This is a genomic window from Thiothrix eikelboomii, assembly GCF_900167255.1.
GTDB lineage: Bacteria > Pseudomonadota > Gammaproteobacteria > Thiotrichales > Thiotrichaceae > Thiolinea > Thiolinea eikelboomii.
The window spans coordinates 1-17044 of the sequence record NZ_FUYB01000009.1; the positions used below are offsets into that span (position 1 = coordinate 1).

The 17044-nt window shown below is 44.3% G+C and carries 18 protein-coding genes, 1 pseudogene and 1 riboswitch; of the genes and pseudogenes, 12 read left to right on the forward strand and 7 right to left on the reverse strand.

The annotated features are described in order from the left end of the window. A pseudogene (locus B5D50_RS10375) lies at positions 1 to 226 on the reverse strand (hypothetical protein); the annotation flags it as partial. A gap of 97 nt (positions 227 to 323) precedes the next feature. Here B5D50_RS10375 and B5D50_RS10380 point away from each other — a divergent pair. Continuing rightward, complete coding sequence (locus B5D50_RS10380; RefSeq protein ID WP_234975854.1) at positions 324 to 620, forward strand: rhomboid family intramembrane serine protease; 297 nt, start codon at positions 324 to 326, stop codon at positions 618 to 620. 8 nt (positions 621 to 628) lie between these two features. After that, entirely contained in the window at positions 629 to 1075 is a 447-nt protein-coding gene (locus tag B5D50_RS10385) for a YiiD C-terminal domain-containing protein (protein ID WP_078922548.1), read from the forward strand. Positions 1076 to 1077: 2 nt separating this feature from the next. Here the strand turns inward: B5D50_RS10385 and B5D50_RS10390 are convergent, their stop codons facing one another. The 6 genes from B5D50_RS10390 to B5D50_RS10415 form a co-directional block, all read right to left on the reverse strand. Continuing rightward, a complete protein-coding gene (locus tag B5D50_RS10390; RefSeq protein WP_078922549.1) occupies positions 1078 to 2241 on the reverse strand; it encodes a winged helix-turn-helix domain-containing protein in 1164 nt (387 codons plus the stop codon). 35 nt (positions 2242 to 2276) lie between these two features. Continuing rightward, complete coding sequence (locus B5D50_RS10395) at positions 2277 to 3287, reverse strand: endonuclease (protein ID WP_078922550.1); 1011 nt, start codon at positions 3285 to 3287, stop codon at positions 2277 to 2279. A 147-nt stretch (positions 3288 to 3434) separates the two neighbouring features. Next, positions 3435 to 3836 carry a TerB family tellurite resistance protein gene (locus tag B5D50_RS10400; protein WP_078922551.1) on the reverse strand — a complete coding sequence of 134 codons (402 nt, stop codon included), beginning with the start codon at positions 3834 to 3836 and terminating at the stop codon, positions 3435 to 3437. A gap of 131 nt (positions 3837 to 3967) precedes the next feature. Beyond that, positions 3968 to 4747: a DODA-type extradiol aromatic ring-opening family dioxygenase gene (locus B5D50_RS10405; RefSeq protein WP_078922552.1), complete on the reverse strand. Its 780-nt coding sequence runs from the start codon at positions 4745 to 4747 to the stop codon at positions 3968 to 3970. 85 nt (positions 4748 to 4832) lie between these two features. Further along, positions 4833 to 5186: an MGMT family protein gene (locus tag B5D50_RS10410; protein ID WP_078922553.1), complete on the reverse strand. Its 354-nt coding sequence runs from the start codon at positions 5184 to 5186 to the stop codon at positions 4833 to 4835. Positions 5187 to 5201: 15 nt separating this feature from the next. Next, positions 5202 to 5903 (reverse strand): Crp/Fnr family transcriptional regulator, encoded by a 702-nt coding sequence (locus B5D50_RS10415; protein ID WP_078922554.1) that lies wholly within the window; start codon positions 5901 to 5903, stop codon positions 5202 to 5204. A gap of 145 nt (positions 5904 to 6048) precedes the next feature. On the opposite strand from B5D50_RS10415, the gene B5D50_RS10420 reads away from it, so the two are divergent. The 10 genes from B5D50_RS10420 (at position 6049) to B5D50_RS10465 (ending at position 17042) form a co-directional block, all read left to right on the forward strand. After that, a complete protein-coding gene (locus B5D50_RS10420) occupies positions 6049 to 6408 on the forward strand; it encodes a diacylglycerol kinase (protein WP_078922555.1) in 360 nt (119 codons plus the stop codon). Positions 6409 to 6566: 158 nt separating this feature from the next. Further along, a complete protein-coding gene (ccoN, locus tag B5D50_RS10425) occupies positions 6567 to 8012 on the forward strand; it encodes a cytochrome-c oxidase, cbb3-type subunit I (RefSeq protein ID WP_078922556.1) in 1446 nt (481 codons plus the stop codon). Positions 8013 to 8024: 12 nt separating this feature from the next. Further along, positions 8025 to 8816, forward strand: coding sequence for a cytochrome-c oxidase, cbb3-type subunit II (ccoO, locus tag B5D50_RS10430; protein WP_078922557.1), 792 nt, complete (start codon positions 8025 to 8027; stop codon positions 8814 to 8816). Between the two features lie 52 nt (positions 8817 to 8868). Then, a complete protein-coding gene (locus B5D50_RS10435) occupies positions 8869 to 9081 on the forward strand; it encodes a cbb3-type cytochrome oxidase subunit 3 (protein WP_200807080.1) in 213 nt (70 codons plus the stop codon). Between the two features lie 3 nt (positions 9082 to 9084). Next, positions 9085 to 10017 carry a cytochrome-c oxidase, cbb3-type subunit III gene (gene ccoP / locus B5D50_RS10440; RefSeq protein WP_078922558.1) on the forward strand — a complete coding sequence of 311 codons (933 nt, stop codon included), beginning with the start codon at positions 9085 to 9087 and terminating at the stop codon, positions 10015 to 10017. Between the two features lie 270 nt (positions 10018 to 10287). Then, entirely contained in the window at positions 10288 to 10860 is a 573-nt protein-coding gene (locus B5D50_RS10445; protein ID WP_078922559.1) for a choice-of-anchor X domain-containing protein, read from the forward strand. Next, positions 10860 to 12242, forward strand: coding sequence for a hypothetical protein (locus B5D50_RS10450; protein WP_078922560.1), 1383 nt, complete (start codon positions 10860 to 10862; stop codon positions 12240 to 12242). The genes B5D50_RS10445 and B5D50_RS10450 overlap by 1 nt, the downstream gene beginning before the upstream one ends. A 77-nt stretch (positions 12243 to 12319) precedes the next feature. Then, a riboswitch (TPP riboswitch) is annotated at positions 12320 to 12420 on the forward strand. A 52-nt stretch (positions 12421 to 12472) separates the two neighbouring features. Then, positions 12473 to 13462 (forward strand): thiamine ABC transporter substrate binding subunit, encoded by a 990-nt coding sequence (gene thiB, locus B5D50_RS10455; RefSeq protein ID WP_078922561.1) that lies wholly within the window; start codon positions 12473 to 12475, stop codon positions 13460 to 13462. Then, positions 13438 to 14997, forward strand: a complete 1560-nt coding sequence (locus tag B5D50_RS10460) for an ABC transporter permease subunit (RefSeq protein WP_078922562.1) — start codon at positions 13438 to 13440, stop codon at positions 14995 to 14997. Before thiB ends, B5D50_RS10460 begins: the two co-directional genes overlap by 25 nt. 74 nt (positions 14998 to 15071) lie before the next feature. Further along, positions 15072 to 17042, forward strand: a complete 1971-nt coding sequence (locus tag B5D50_RS10465; RefSeq protein WP_078922563.1) for a beta-propeller domain-containing protein — start codon at positions 15072 to 15074, stop codon at positions 17040 to 17042. Positions 17043 to 17044: the final 2 nt, after the last annotated feature.

The following is a 17044-nucleotide window of genomic DNA, read 5'->3' on the forward strand; positions in this document are numbered from 1 at the left end:
GGGCAATATCATTGTAGTCAAAGAACACTTGGCTAAAAAAACGTTGCATCCGTCGATAGCGAGAGGCAATTTCTGTATCGCTGTCTATATGCACGGCCAACAAGCTCAGATTCATTTGACGCGCATTCAGCAGCGCCAGCAGCATTGATACAAAACAATCCAGACGGGGCTTGCCCCAACCTAAATAGGCTTTTAAACTGTCTCTCAGTCCATCGCTCAGATCCATTTCGCTCTCCTGTGTGGTAACTAGAGAGTAAAACATAGGGGCGATGGACTTTCATCTTTATAGGTAGTCAACTCACTAAATCAATGGGTTAAATGTTTTGTCGTGTACAGAGATTTTTTATATCAGCCCAACCGTGGGGGCTTCGGGAGCTATTTATGGGGTCTTAGTTGCCTATGCCTTTTGTTTCCCGAATGCTCAATTAGCCTTTATCTTTATCCCCGTACCGGTGGCAGCTAAATATTTTGTTCCCGCAATTATTTTGCTCGATTTATTATCTGGGGTAACAGGCTTTTCTATCTTTGGTAGCAATGTCGCACATTTTGCCCATGTCGGGGGCGGTGTAGTTGGTTTCTTGCTAATGTTATTATTTGGGCGTAGTGAGCGGCGGCGTTAATCTTTCTTATGCAAACTCAAGAACTAGAGCTTTATTTACATCGGCATATTCCGCTCACTCAGGCTATGCAGGTTACAGTGCTGAGCGTTGAGCCGGATCAATTGATTTTGCAAGCACCGCTTGCGCCGAATATCAATCCACACCAGACGGCTTTCGGCGGTAGTGTGGTGACGTTGGCGACCCTAGCAGCTTGGTGCTTATTGTATACGCGGTTAGAGCTTGAAGGTATTGCCAATCATTTGGTGATTAGGCGCAGTACTCTGGATTATGAGCAGCCGATTGCTGGGGATTTTAAAGCAATTGCCCGTTTAGCAGTCCCAGAGCAATGGGGGCAAGCGGTAGAGCTACTCAAGCAGCGCGGTAAGGCAAAGCTACCTGTGCTTTGTGTCTTAGAATATCAAGGGCAAATCACTGGGCGGTTTCAGGGTGAATTTGTTGCCAAGCTGGCCGGTTAAGCCTATATAGGCAGGTTGTTAGCATGATTAAAGCTCAGCTGCTGACAATGGTTAAATTGGGCAAAATCCAGTAAAGCCGTCGTCAGCTGTGCCTCAAAGTCCGCTATTGCTGTCAAGCCCAGCTCAAGCCAAAGTTTATTAATGGTTAAAGTTTGGGTCTTGCGTTCGGCTTTACAATCTATTCGTGCGACTAATTCGCCATTCCAGAGAATCGGCAAACTAAAATAACCATAATGGCGCTTAGCGGCAGGCAAATAGCACTCGATTTGATAGTCGAAATTAAAGAGCCGACGCAGGCGTTCTCGTTGAATCACTAAATTATCGAAGGGGGAGAGTATCTTGAGGTGGTTGTGCAGCGGTTGATTAAGTTGCTGGAGCTTGTCGGGCGTACTGAGCCAAGTTTGTTGATTAAACTGAACTTCGATTAACTGCCCTTCACTTAATAAACGTCGAATAGCCTGCTTAATGGCGGGTTTGATGCCTTTGATTAAATGCCCAAAATCCCGTTCTTGCGCTAGACCTTGCGCTCTTAAATAATTGAGGATCAAGTAGTTTAAATACTCCTCTTCAGTGGGTGGGCGAGTGTCAATCGTACTCGGTAAAACCCGTTCAGTGAGATCATAAACCTTATGAAACTGCCGACGGTAGGGAATCATTAAATCGCCTTGCATGAATAAATATTCTAAGGCGCGTTTACTGGGTTTACTTTGCCATTCAGCAGTTGGCTGGTCACGATCAAAGTCTTTAGCCATTAAAGGTCCTTCGGCACGAATGCGGGCGAGTACTTCAGAAATAAGTTTGGTATCACGTTGATACCAATGTTCCAGCTGACCCTTGATAAACGCCTGTTTTCGCCAAAGACTGAAACGATAATCACGCATCGGTAGATAAGCAGCTGCATGTGACCAGTATTCGAAAATCTGTTTTTGTTCAAGTAATTGCTCAAGATGCTGAGCTTGATAATTAGGATGGCGGGTCCAAAGCGTATGATGATGAGCGCGCTCAATCACCGAAATCGTATCAATTTGAATATAGCCCAAATGCTCAATCACTTGTTGAGTCAGGGTGAGTGCTTCTGCAGGGGCATGAGGTGTATTTAAGCGCTGACTGCTTAGAGTCAGTTGGCGTGCTTCGGTGTTGGAGAGGACTAGGCTTGGTATAGGCATCAAATCAGTTTTCAAAGGGTTGAGGCGTAGTTTGGTTATTGGGGCTTGTCAGTTTTAGATGTACTACGGGGTTTTTTGCGCTGAGTTGGCGTGGTGGTTGCAGTGCTCGTTGCAGTCTTTTGCTTCTTCACTCGTGAGCGACGGTATTGTAAATAAACTAAATACCCTAGGGTTGCGAAAGCAAACACGAAATAGGGAAGATTGGCACGTTGATTAAAAATAATCAGGTATAATTCATCCACCCAGTCGCGTTGCACGGGTTCAAGATTTTTAGTATCTAGGCGCTGATAATGGGTCACATAAGGATTGTCATTGCCTTGGGCTTGGCGAATTAATTCATTCCGTTGTTGTTCCCAAGCATCAACAGGATCGAGATTATTCCAAGCAGTAAATAGTTGTAGTTGTTGACTGCTTAAACTGAGGTGATAGCGTTCCCGCATATAGAAGTTAATTCGAGCTATATCACCATAGACTTGATCAGGGGGTTCGGCAGTGCGGGTTTTGAAGTCAATTTCCATATTTACCTTGGCCCCATAAGCTCGTGGCTCACCCTTCACCATGCCATAGGGTAGATTACTACGATCACCATTCAGCTCACCAATGGCAGGCACGAGATTGTGCATATCAGCTTCCATTTGCCGAAATTGAGCGTTAGTGTCACGGCAATGTGCTCGCCCACCTTGTTGCCAGCATTTGAGTTGGTGGCCAAATACCCAAGCGGGTACTACATGCTCCCACTCAATCCGCTTGGCACGCTCAGGGTTTTTACGGGCTTGATAACCGCAGCTTTTCCAGTCGGGGGCTAGTAGTTTTTGCTGTGCTCGAAATTGACAGCCGCTATAAAAGGCGAGCCGATGATCTTTATATACTTTTTGTGCCAAGACCCATTTTGATTGGCTAAACGAGTAATCAAGGCTGCGTGCGGTTAAAGCGGGAGCTTCTAAACTTGCAATATCTTCATCGGGTAAGTCGCCCGTATAATCGGTAGTTTCAGCAAGCGCGTTGGGTATAGCAAGGCAACAAAGCAGGGCAAAATAGCGTGGCATAAAAAAACTAGCTAATTGAAAGCCTACACCTTAAGCCGAATAGCCTAGGGATGCAATCTGAGGTAATACGAGGTGCTAGGCTAAAAGCTGCCAAGCTTAAGAGGCTGTGAGGTGCTGAATGAGCACCTCTGATGTCTATTGACTGAATTAAGCGCTCACCATCCCTAAGGCAGCCTCCACTTGCTGCAGGAATTGATGTTCACGCGGGTCGGTTTTATCCGCTGCCGCGATTTGCCGGAGGATGCTTAAGCATTCATTTTTAGCGGCTTCTGTTTTCAAGAAACTGCATTGTTGATTAATAAAGGCTTCAGTCCGGTCGGGCGTTTCTAAGACTTTACGCACCGCCGCGATTTCACGCATAGTAAACATGTTAACATCGGTCACTGAATGCCAAGCTAGTTTATGTAAGTTACGATGAAAAGCATCCTGCTCATTGAGGGACAGCTTTTTATCTTGATAACGTGCTAGCAACATGAGGCGCACGAGGGCTTCATTCTGGATTTGTTGAGCTTGTTGTTGTTCTTGCTGCTTTAGTGTGGATTTTTTCATCTCTCGACTCTTGTTATGGTTATTGATTAAGCTAATGAGCTTGGCTCAAGAAACGATGCTTCTATTAAGTAAAATTATACTCAGCTCTTAATAAAACAAGCAAATAAAATGATTTGGATAATAAATATTAATCATTCGGTTTCCCATAGATAAGCATCCATGACTAAGGCGCTATAAGTCACCTCTGGTGTAAAACGTTTGAGCCGGTCTGTGCGGATACTAGCACCGAAGGCGACAAACAAAGGCAGAATATGCTCTTCTGTCGGGTGGGCGGCAGAGCCATAAGGGGCAGTGGTGCGATAGGTGATGAGCTCCTCCTGAGCGCGGGCTTGTAGTTTGTCGGCTAACCAATTGCTGAATTCGAGCGCCGCTGGCCAAGGCTCAGCGGTAGGTGATAACCAAGCAAAATTATGGGTGACTGCACCCGAAGCAAGAATCAAAACCCCCGCTGTGCGTAAGCTTTGCAGCGCTTGCCCCAATTTTAGATGCCATGCAGGCCCTGCTTGGGTTTGAATAGATAATTGTGCGACCGGAATATCTGCTGCTGGGAATAAAGATAGCAGCGGTATCCAAGCACCATGATCTAGCCCTCGTTGTGTATCGGTTTTTAGGGGTAGGTTCGCTTGTGTGAAGGCGGTTTGTAGTTGACTGGCTAATTCAGGTGCGCCCGCTGCTGGGTAGCTCAAACGATATAAAGGCGCTGGAAAACCGCCAAAATCATAAATAGTCTTTGGTTGGGGTGTAGTGCTGAAGGTGGGCGTTGAGGTTTCCCAATGAGCTGAGACTACTAAAATAGCTTTAGGGCGCTCTAAGTATTCACCTAATTGTTGCCAACAAGCCAAAGTCGGTGCTTGGGTTTGTAGGGCAATATCAGGAGATCCATGCGAGACAAATAAGATCGGCATTGGCATGTTCAGATCCTCAAAATAATTAGTAACGCCAGTCTAAACTTAACTCTATTTTGAAAGAACCTCGTTAAATTTAAGCATTTCTTAGCTATAAGTTAAGAATAAAAGCTTCCCAAGCGAGTGGATGAGGTTGCCAACGATAATGTTTTAATGGCACCCGCCCTTGTGAGGTAAAGGTGACTCCTTCGCTGGTGAGGCGTTCGTATTGTTCAGCAGCCCCTGCTGGGGACAGTTTACCGAGACTTAATTGCCCTTGACTATTGACCACTCGATACCACGGTAGCTCACTGTTTGCGGGGAGTGCATGCAAGGCATAGCCGACGAGGCGCGCATGGCGTGGCAAACCCGCTAGCTTAGCAATATCGCCATAGGTCGCGACACAACTTACAGGAATCTGTTGTACGACGGCATAAATCCGGGCGGTTTTGCTGAGTTTAGCCATCGCTTAATCCAATCCTTATTCGGAGCAGGCGGCTTTCAAGAGTGCAGAGTGGTCGAGTAATTTAAGATAGCCTTTGGTTTCACTGAGATAACCTTGACGTTTCCATTCAGACATAAAACGACTGACTGTTTCAAGGGTTAAGCCCAACAATTCACCGATTTCACCACGGGCTAAGGGCAGGGCAACACCCTCTTGAGTGACTAGGCCGCTATTATACCAATTGATTAAAAACGAAGCTAAGCGTTCCGGGGCTTTCATGACGCCTAAAGCAAGCATTTGATTTTCTGCTGCACGTAGATAGTGCAGCCAGCGTTGAGTCATGGCGCTATCAATTTCAATATATTGTTTTTTCAAGCTGGCTAAGTCGGCAAACGGTAAGCGGCAAATTTCAATGGTCGATAAGGGGGTGGCACTGTGACTGTAAGTTTCATCGGCAAAGCCATCAAAACCAAATAGTTCGCCAGCCCCTAATACACGAATAATTTGTGTTCGCCCATTAGCTAAGCTTTTAGTGAGCTTCACCATACCTTTGCGTAAGGTATAAGCTGATTGAGCTTGCGCCCCTTGATGATAAATGGTTTCACCGGTTTGATACTGTATGACCGCAGGTTGAAAGTGTTGAATTTGCTCTAAGCGTTCAACGGGTAACTCTCCAAAAATACTTAAATGGCGAATCGGGCAAGTGAGACAATGACCTTTACCTTTAATGCTAGACATACAAGTTCCTACAAGGGCAGTTAAGTACAGGTGATATAGGCTAAGTCTGGCTCTGCTTGCATTGCACCAATTTACTGCGCATTTGAATTGCTGCAACCAACAAAAAGAGGCACAATATCGCAAATTAACCTAGGGATTGCAGGGAATGGCCTCCAGTGGCAACACCGGAATTAAGCGAATTATCAAAGCTGGGCAGTATTCATGGCAAGGGTTTTATGCTGCCTATCAGCATGAAGAGGCATTCCGCCAAGAAATTTGGGTTTTGCTCATCGCAATTCCGCTGGCTTTGTGGCTTGGAGAGAATCGTTTAGAAACGGCTTTGCTGATTGGGAGTATCCTCTTACTCTTAATGGTAGAGTTACTAAACTCAGCAATTGAGGCAGTGGTTGATCGGATGGGGTCTGAGCGTCATGAGTTAGCAGGTCGAGCTAAGGATATGGGGTCAGCGGCTGTCTTTGTCGCCACAATAAATGCACTTGTGCTCTGGCTAGTTATGCTTTTTTGATAAACATCATGTTGAGAGGTTTCTGAAAAGTGCATTCTGGCACACACTCCCAGTGGCATATTACGATTTTCTTAAAATAGGTGCATGGTATATTCTTATGCGCTTAGTAACAGTTTTGTGGGTTTTGGTTTTTTTAAATTTAGTGTTGAGGGCAAGTGATGGCTCATAGTGCAGTAGTCTCTTCGGAGCAATATAACTATGAAATCGTGAAGAAATTTGCGATTGCCGCTATTGTCTGGGGTATCGCCGGTATGACAACCGGGGTGTATATTGCGTCAGAATTGGCTTGGCCATTTTTGAACTTCGATATCGCTCAGATCACCTTCGGACGGTTGCGGCCGGTGCATACAAGTGGTGTTATCTTCGGCTTCGGTGGTAATGCTTTGTTTGCAACGTCCTATTACATTGTACAACGTACCTGTCAGGTTCGATTAGCAGGCGGAACCTTTTGGCCGAACTTTACCTTCTGGGGCTGGAACTTAGCCTTAATTGTGGCAGGGATCGGTTATACCTTCGGAATTAGTCAAGGCCGTGAGTATGCTGAGCCAGAATGGTATGTGGATATTGCTATTGCGGTTGTTTGGGTTGTTTATTTCCTGATCTATACAGTAACTTTAGTGCGTCGTAACCAGCCCCATATTTATGTTGCAAACTGGTTCTTCATGTCCTTTATTTTGGCAACAGCTTTACTGCATATTTTCAATAATCTGACCATGCCGGTTAGTTTGTTGGGTGCTAAATCGTATAGCTTGTTCTCAGGCGTTCAAGATGCGATGACTCAATGGTGGTATGGCCACAATGCTGTCGGCTTCTTCTTGACGGCAGCTTTCTTGGGCATGATGTATTATTTCGTTCCTAAGCAAGCAGGGCGTCCGGTTTATTCTTATCGCTTATCAATTGTGCACTTTTGGGCATTAAGCTTTATGTATATGTGGGTAGGTACTCACCACTTACACTGGACAGCGATTCCTGATTGGACTTCCTCGTTAGCAGCCGTGTTTTCGATTCTACTGTTGATGCCATCTTGGGGTGGGATGATCAACGGTATCATGACTTTATCTGGGGCTTGGGACAAACTACGCACTGACCCGATCATGATGTTCCTGATCACGTCCTTGTCTTTCTATGGTATGTCTACTTTTGAAGGGCCGATGATGTCCTTAAAGAGTGTGAATGCCTTATCACATTACACCGACTGGACAGTGGGTCACGTGCACTCAGGTGCCTTAGGTTGGGTAGCGATGGTATCCATCGGTTCGTTCTATCACATGATTCCACGTATTTGGAATACAACCATTTACAGCACTAAGTTGATTTATACACATTTCTTCTTAGCGACAATCGGCGTCATTCTCTATATCACCGCTTTGTGGGTATCTGGGATTGGTCAAGGCTTAATGTTGCGTGCCTTTGATGAGTACGGCAATTTAGCCTATACCTTCGTTGAAACAGTGGTCTTTATGCATGGTCCTCTGGTGGCACGTGCCATTGGCGGTATGTTCTTCCTGTCAGGTATGTTTGTGATGGCGTATAACGTCTATATGACGATTGCCCGTGCTAAGCAAGAAGAGAAAACCCCCGTCATTGCTGCAGCTCAGGCCTAAGGAGAGGGAAGGATGTTAAAACACGAAAGTATTGAGACCAATTCGGGCCTATTGATCGTTTTGACTTTGATTGCGATTGGGATTGGTGGTTTGGTTGAAATCGTACCTTTGCATTATATTGATAGTACGATTGAAGACGTAAAAGATCCGCAAACTGGGTTAGAAATGGTTCGTCCTTATTCACCCTTGGAGTTGCGCGGTAGGGACATTTATATTCGTGAGGGTTGTTATACTTGCCACTCACAAATGATTCGTCCTTTCCGTGATGAGGATCTGCGTTATGGTCATTATTCATTGGCAGCGGAATCAAAATACGATCACCCGTTCCAATGGGGGTCGAAGCGTACTGGTCCAGATTTAGCCCGTGTCGGTGCTAAGTATTCAAATGCATGGCATACCCAGCATTTGATGGCACCCCGTTCGGTCGTGCCTGAGTCGATCATGCCTAATTACCCTTGGCTGATGACAACGAACTTGGATTATTCGGATGTCGCTGATCGGATGATCGCACTGAAGAAAGTCGGTGTACCCTATACACTGACTAAAGACGAGTATGCCGGTTGGACTGATGATAAAGGCCAAAAACACCCAGGTACTCTCGAGCGCTTTGGTGAACAAGTGGCTAATACTTTAGATATTAACCGTGCTGAGGATAGTTTGCTGGCTCAAGCCAAAGCAGGTAACTATGACGGCGATCCTTCTTCGATCAGCGAAATGGATGCTTTAGTTGCCTATCTCCAAGTATTGGGGACAATGGTTGACTTCAGCAAGTTTGACGAAGACTACTTCATCCAGTTCCGTTGATCTGGTCCATAGAGATTGTGTTGATACTGACTGATTGGTTAGGAGAATAACAGTGCTAGCAGAGTTTTGGATGTGGATTACCGATCTAGGTAATAGCAAAATGGTGGCCTTAGTGATTTTCTTCACCACATTTGTGGGTATTGTGCTCTATGTCTATTCAAACAAAGCACGTAGCGAGCGCTTAGAATCGTATCGCTATGTGCCATTTTTGGATGATGATGAGTATAAACCACAAGAGGTATCACCAAAGCAAGGTGAGAAATAAATTATGGCAAATCCTGTAAAAGACCCACTAACTGGGGCGGAAACCACCGGGCATGTGTGGGATGAAACCTTACAAGAGTTTAACAATCCATTACCACGTTGGTGGCTATGGACTTTCTATGGAACCATTATATTTGCAATCGTTTATTGGACGATTTATCCGTCTTGGCCGATTGGTGGCTCGTATTTAAAGGGCTTAGGTACGATTACCTACAAAACGGATGCCGGCGAAGAGAAAACCACTCACTGGAATATGCGTGCTTTATTAGCTAAGGATATGCAAACCGGTGAGCAAGCGCTGAAGCAAAAAGCGTATCTGGAAAAAGTATCCGCTGCGTCCTATGAGCAGATTGCCCAAGACCCTGATATGAGTGCCTTCGTGCGTTCGTATGGTAATGGTATTTTCGGCGATAAATGTGCTGCTTGCCATCAGGCGGGTGGTCAAGGTGTGGCGGGCTTATTCCCGACTCTCGTCGATGATGATTGGTTATGGGGTGGCGATGTAGAGCAAATCCATCAAACCATCGTGAATGGTCGTAATGGTTATATGCCGGCTTATAATACCACTTTAGATGCGACACAAGTGGATGAGGTTGCTAACTATGTCCTGAGTATGTCAGGGATTGAGCACAATGCTGAAGCAGCTGCTAAAGGTCAGAAGATTTTTAACGGTTATGCAGGTGGTTGCTATCAATGTCATACTACAGAAGGCAAAGGTTTGTATTCACAAGGTTCGGCTAATTTAACCGATCAAATCTGGACGGTTGCGGATACCACTGCAGAAGAGACTCCAGCTGAGCGCTTAGCCTTAGTGAAAAACGTCATCACAAATGGTATTCAACGCCAAATGCCTGTCTTTGGTAAGCAATTGAATGAAACTGAAATCAAGGTTTTGGTCGCTTACTTAAAGCAAATGTCAGGTACTCAACAGCAATAAACTATTTTTATCCTCCTCTGCTATGAGTAGAGGAGGATTTTTTTTAATTAAATAACTCTATTTTCTCCCCGTCTTTAAATTCAATTCTGAACTCCATAATCTACTTTATAAAAATTTTTGTGAATTATTTACATTTTTCTAAGTAAGTAATTGATTTTTATAATTAGTTTATTTCTTTATCAATACTATAAAATAAATTTTGTACAAAAATTATTCTATTTAGAGTAGCGTGATTGCTGATCTATTAATCAATCGAGGGAGGAGTTTGCTATGAAAGGCAGGAAATTGTTTTGTCTAACTGCATTGTCTGCTTGTATGTTATCTAGCTATTCGGTTAATGCTGACGTTGATTCAACAAATATTCAAAGTCTAACAGCTTGGTTACATAAAGGTGATATTTCACGTCTTGAGCTGCGCTTAAACTCCAAAGTAAAAGAAAATCCTCAGCTTCCTATTAATGGTAAGGCAACTGTATTTCAGGATGATGGACAAAATGGTGATATGAGAGCAGGGGATGGTATCTATTCTGCACTTGTATCATTGAACCTTGGCCAAGTCTTAGCAGATCAAGTAGCTGGCAGTCAGTCAGCAGCTGATTCATTAAAAGCAGTATTATCATTTCCACTATTCAAAAATCGTAGTGTTATTAGTGATAAGGAGCAGATTAGTAGCTTAGAGAATACACTAAGGGACGAGCGACTTCTAAAAGTTGCAAATAATCTAAAGGCGATGCAAGGTAGTTTAGGGAAAATATCAAACGCTGAATTGGTGGCTAAATTGGGTATTGATACTAAAAGTACGCCTCTTCTAGAAGTTCGCCCCGATTTCAGATGGATACTATAGTGAGTGTTTTAGGTGTAAGCCTAAGTGCATTTAGCTCTATCAGTCCCGCTTCTATTGATCCTAGTAGTTCGTTAATGATTACTCATCCTGATGTGGTCGATGATCCCAAAAGAACTTTTGATGTATGTACAGGTAAGGGTAATCCGGGTGGTACATGGACATTTGCTTATCTTATAAAGGAATTAGCGAAAGGAACTAGTTTTACTCCAGAGGATTATGCTTTAATTTGGCTAAAAAATTGGTTGCACACTTACAATCTAAATACCTTTGATGTTCCTGCTAGGCCTAATATGGAGCTATTCATCAATTTTTGGAATCAGGCCTCGCTTGCGGGTAGTGGGCAGGACTTTGACATCAATTATTTCCCAGCTAGGCTTTTAGCTATTACTAATCGACCCGATTTAGGTGGAAATGGTGGTTATGGTGGAGATGAAAAGCGCGGTGAAGCACGCTTTACTTTTGCGTTATTAGGTAATACTGATAAATTAGGTGGTTATGATAAAGAGCAGGGTTGTGAAGCTATGCCATTTAATGTGATTTTTGAATATAACACACCGACAACTGATTGTCCTTCAGTGCAGGAATGGCAAACACAGTGGAAAGCATTAGATGGGTATGCACTAGGCTCTCCAGAATATAATGAAAAGTTGGAGCTGATAACAACCGCTTTTACTAATTTTGGTTCTAATCCAGCACAAGAGCCTAATCAAAGTCTTCTATCTCAACTGCGCACTAATGAAAATGCTTTAGATCCTTTGTGGGAGTTAAGAGAATTTGTCTTGTTAAACAAGGCCGATGGTGTGGTTAGTTTTGATGGCAGTTTGTTGCCAGACACTGTTAAAAATACCCCAGATGTCAGTTTTGATAATACCAGTTTTCTTGCCAACTTTGTAAACAGTGCGTGGTCTGTACCGGGTAGCCCTGACGAGGGTACAGTTCCATTAGCTTATCTAGGAGTTCCTTTCAGAGGGGCTGCTTCGCCAGTAAGTATTACACATTGGGATTATCCTAGTTCTGCATTAGATCCTTCAATGAGACAAAAGTTTTCTTTGAATACTTGCAATGCCTGCCACACGGGTGAAACCGATACAAAGTTCGTACATATAGAAGCTCGTTTGCCGGGTGGAGAGTCGGCTTTGTCAAGGTTTTTGACAGGTAAAAATGTGGTTACGACGCTAAATGATCCAGCAAATCCTTATATTTCAGCAGCATTATTCTCTGTGAGTGATCCGGCAGGTTCGGCATTGGTCTCCGATTTTAATGATCTTGCAGCTCGGCAGGCTGCGATGGCAAGTATTTTAAGTACCTCTTGTGAGTTGGTGGGTACAGTTTCCGCAGGTTTATTACCACCAAAAGCGGCTAATTTCAAAATGTCTCACTAAGCATAATCTAACTATCTTGTAGCCCATTCAATACAATGGGCTACATTGCTCTTATACCTACATATTGCTACACTCTTTCCGCGCTCTCGGGGTGTCCTTCTGGACTGAGATGCTATCCAGCAAACCCGTAGAACCTGATCCGGCTCATACCGGCGTAGGGAAGAGAACTTGCCTTCTACCATACCCCCTGTGCCGTTGTGTTCCTTGGTTAATCACTGAAGGTACTCAACATGAAACTCTCACTTTTTTTATCCCTCTCTGTTTTTCTGGCGGTTAACCCTGTTCATGCAGCAGATAAACCTGTGCTCACCGTCTATACCTATGATTCTTTTGTGGCTGAATGGGGTTCAGGCCCTAAGCTGGAAGCAGCCTTTGAAAAAAACTGTCACTGTGATCTCAAGTTTGTCGCTGTGGAAGATGGGGTCAGTATTCTCAATCGGTTGAAAATTGAAGCGGATAAAACGAAAGCTGATCTGATTTTGGGGATTGATGATGGCTTGATGGAAGAAGCGCGGGCAACGCAGTTAATCGCTGAACATGGTCAAGCGGTAGATAAACTCTCCAGCCATTTACAGTGGGAGGACAAAAGCTTTTTACCTTATGACTACGGCTATTTTGCTTTTATCTATGACCGTAACAAGCTGGCTAAGCCGGCTAGCTCCTTAAAAGAACTGGTCGAATCTGACGCTAAAATCATCTATCAAGACCCACGTACTAGCACGCCGGGGCAGGGTTTAATGCTGTGGGTGAAATCCGTTTATGGTGACCAAGCTGCAGAGGCTTGGCAGCAGTTGGCTAAACATACCGTCACGGTGACTAAAGGTTGGTGGGAAGCTTACAGTATGTTTTTAGAGGGTGGCGCTGATTATGTGCTCAGCTATAACACCTCGCCTGCTTATCATGTGATTTCAGATAAAAAAGATCAGTATCAAGCCGCTGCGTTTAGTGAAGGGCATGTGGCACAAATTGAATTAGCCGCTTTGCTTAAAACCAGCACTCAGCCTGAGTTAGGCAAGCAATTTTTAAGCTTTCTGATCACTCCTGAGGCTCAAGCCCTGATTCCGGTGACTAATTGGATGTTACCTGTGATTGAGGGTGTCGAACTACCCCCCATTTTTAGTCAATTAATTCAACCCCAACGGATTGGTTTTGCGCCCAACGAAATTGCCGAAAAACGTGCGGATTGGATTAAAGAGTGGCGCAGCGCAGCAGCCAAGTAATTGGCTATTTAGCACTGATTAGCTTATTACTCATCACGACTTGGGCTTTTTATGGCCTCAGTCGTGTCGGAGAGGATGGCTTATCAGTGGCGGTATTTACCGATCCTTATATTCATAGCCTCTTGCTTTTTTCCTTGAAGCAAGCGGCCTTGAGTGCGACAGGCGCAGTCGTGCTGGCTTTGCCGGTGGCAAGGGCGCTGTATTATTTGCCTAAACTGGTCGGTAAGCAGCTGTTCTTAGCCTTTTGCTTACTCTGTTTTGTTTTGCCGACCCTGATTCTTATTACTGGCTTAGTGGCTTTATTAGGGCAGGCTGGCTGGCTCACCCCTTATCTGGGAGAGTCTTGGAATTTATATGGCTTGCAAGGTATCTTACTTGCCCATTTATTTTTAAATATGCCCTTTGCGATTCGAGCTTTTTACTTACAATTGCAGTCAATTCCAGCCAGTTCTTGGCAGTTGGCACGGCAGTTAAAACTCAAAACTTGGCAACATTGGGCTTTATTAGAGTGGCCGCAATTGCGGGGACGTTTGCTGACTGTGTGGGCTTTTGTGTTTGTGCTCTGTTTTAATAGTTTCGCAGTGGTTCTATCCTTAGGCGGTGGACCACAAGCCACCACGCTAGAAGTCGCTATCTATCAAGCCCTTAAATATGATTTTAATATCCCAGAAGCCTTGAGCTTAGCTTGGCTGCAACTATTGATTACAGGCAGCTTGTTTTTGTTGATGACGCGCTTTAGTGCGAGCGCATGGCTATCTGCTGATACAGCACGCACTCAGTTTCTGCCCCGTCTTACCGCTTATTCTCGGCTAATTCATCAATGGATTTATGGCTTAGCTTGGCTGGTTTTATTAGCTCCACTCTTGGCATTGTTGCCTAATTTATGGCAGATTCAAGTCGAGCGTTTGGCTGAGCTAGCTATACTTAAGCCCGTTCTGACTAGCTTAACCTTGGGGGTGGTTGCCGCTGGTTTAGCAGTTTTGTTGGCCTTAATGATATTAACGCCGATTCGGCTGGCACGCTTAGCAGGTCAAGATAAACAACAATGGCTGTTAGAGACGCTCGCTAACCATAGTTTGATCTTACCGGCTATGGTGGTTTCTGTGGGCTTATATGTTTGGCTATTAACCCAAGGGCGGCTAGAGCGTTGGGGGTGGTTTTTTATCGTATTGATTAATACATTGATTTTAGTACCCTTTGCTCTCCAGCAATTAAAGCCACGCTTATTTCAATTCGATGATCAGTATCAACGTTTAACTCAACAATTAAAGCTCAACTCGTGTACTTATTGGCAAGTCTTATTACCGTGGTTAAAGCGTGATTTACAAGCTGCTTTGGTCTTGACTCTTTTGTTAGCAATGGGTGATGTTGCCATCTTTTCTATTTTTGCAAAGGATGAGTGGAGTAGTTTACCTTGGTTAATTTATACCTATGCGAGTAGTTATCGAATCCCTGAGGCTTCAGTTTTATCCTTGCTATTTTTATTGATTTGTGGTGGATTAGTGGTTTGGTTAGAACGAATAAAAAATCATTAATTAGGTTGAACTCTTATTTGCCACTAGCGTCTACTCTGATAGGTTAACAACTCGGTTAAAAATAGGTTAAAGCGATGCAAGGATTTTGGCGTATTATTTTTTGTATTTTATTCATACCAACCGCTTTATTCGCTCAAGACTTGAATGATAAAGCGGGTTTTCTCAAGCCTATATCTATTGAGCAGCTTGAAAAGCAACTCAAAGAGCAGCTTAAGTCTCAGATTACGATTACTGATTATCGGCCCTATCAACCTAATGCCCAGACTCAAGCTAATCCACGTGGTGTGGTGCGTGCTCGCCCCAGGGCAGCAAGGGCTGCACCCAGTTCAGCAGGTCAAGTGTCAGGAACGAATTTACAAGAACAGGGCGTGGATGAAGCGGATAAAGTCAAAACGGATGGGCGCTATCTGTATGGCGCTAATCAGCAAGGTGGTGGGGTTAGGATTTTTGATACGCAAGCAGTATCAGGTTCTATGCTGAAGCAGATTGCTACAGTCGGTGTGCCCAAAAACACTCAGTTACAAGGTTTCTATTTAGTACCCAATAAGAAACAATTGATCGTTTTAGCAAGTGCTATGCAGCCTAGGTATCATGGGCGGCGAGCGCTTCGATATGAGTCTGGCTCAGGACTAGTCTATGTATTAATTTTTGATGTTGCGAATGCGGCTAAACCACAATTGATCCAGCAATTAGAGATTACAGGTGGTTTCTTTCAAACGAGGCGAGTTAATAATCGCCTTTATTTATTTTTGAATCATCATGCCAGTCAATTTCCAAGCTCCTATAAAAGTATTGAATCTAAGCTGCCGTTAACTGAGGCACAAAAAGAGCTTGAGAAGCAAAAGCTCAGTGCTGAAATCGAGGCTTGGAAACTAACGGACTCCTTACCTAGTTATCGTACAAGCACTAATAAAGAGCCACAGTCTTTATTTAAAGGGAGTACTTTGTATGCTCCGAGTCAAAAGCCTGAGGCTATTTATAATTTAGCTTCAATGATCACGCTAGATTTAGATCGTCCACTGCAAGCCCCTCAAGCCTTAGCTTATTTAGGTTCAGTAGGTGATTTTTATATGTCGAACCAAGCTGCCTATTTAGTTTCTCCCTATGATGCAGCGGCTAAGCCACCTATTAGCAGTATGCAGGGTAATATTGTGCATAAATTTGCGCTGAGCGGTCAAGGCTTGAGTTATCGTGGTTCAGGTGCTTTCTTTGGAAGCTTAAATTGGAATGAATTAAGCAGTTTCCAATTTGATGAAGACCAGCGCGGTAATTTACGGGTGGTGACTTATAATGGTGCGCAAACGACCAAACACCCTGATCCGATTACTCGCTCGCCCGTGATTTTATCTGTGTTAGCGGAGCATCCCACCTACCAACAACTCGTGACCGTTGCCCGCTTACCCAACGCCAAATATCCACAACCCTTAGGCAAGCCGGGTGAACGTTTATACGGTGCACGTTTATTCAATGACTACGCTTATTTTGTAACCTTCCGCAATACGGATCCATTGTATGTGGTGGATTTGCGCAATCCACTTGACCCAAAAGTCACGGGCGAGTTAGTTATTCCGGGGTTTTCGGACTACTTACATCCAGTCACCTCAACCTTGTTGCTCGGTGTGGGTAAAGCCGCTGATGCTCAAGCAGGTGGCGTACAGCAAGGCTGGAAGCTGTCGCTGTTTGATATTAGCAACCCTAGTCGCCCGCAAGAAATTGATCAGGTGCAGTTAGGGGGGGCAGGTTCAGATAGCCCGGCCAATCGGAATCATCATGCGATTACGTCCTTAGCTATTAATAACAATACCTTAACCCGCGTGGCTTTACCGGTGAACGTGCATGATCCAAACACAGGCATGGCCAAAAATGGCCTGCATCGTTTTGAGGTGACGCATGCTCAGCGTAAGCTTAAGCATTTAGGTGGTTTTTCTGTAAGCTCTGCACAGGGTTGGTTTTGGGATGATAATGATCGCAGTATTTTGATCGATAACTATCTGTATTATTTTCACAATGGCAATTTCTATAAGACCGCTTGGGCTGAAAAATAACC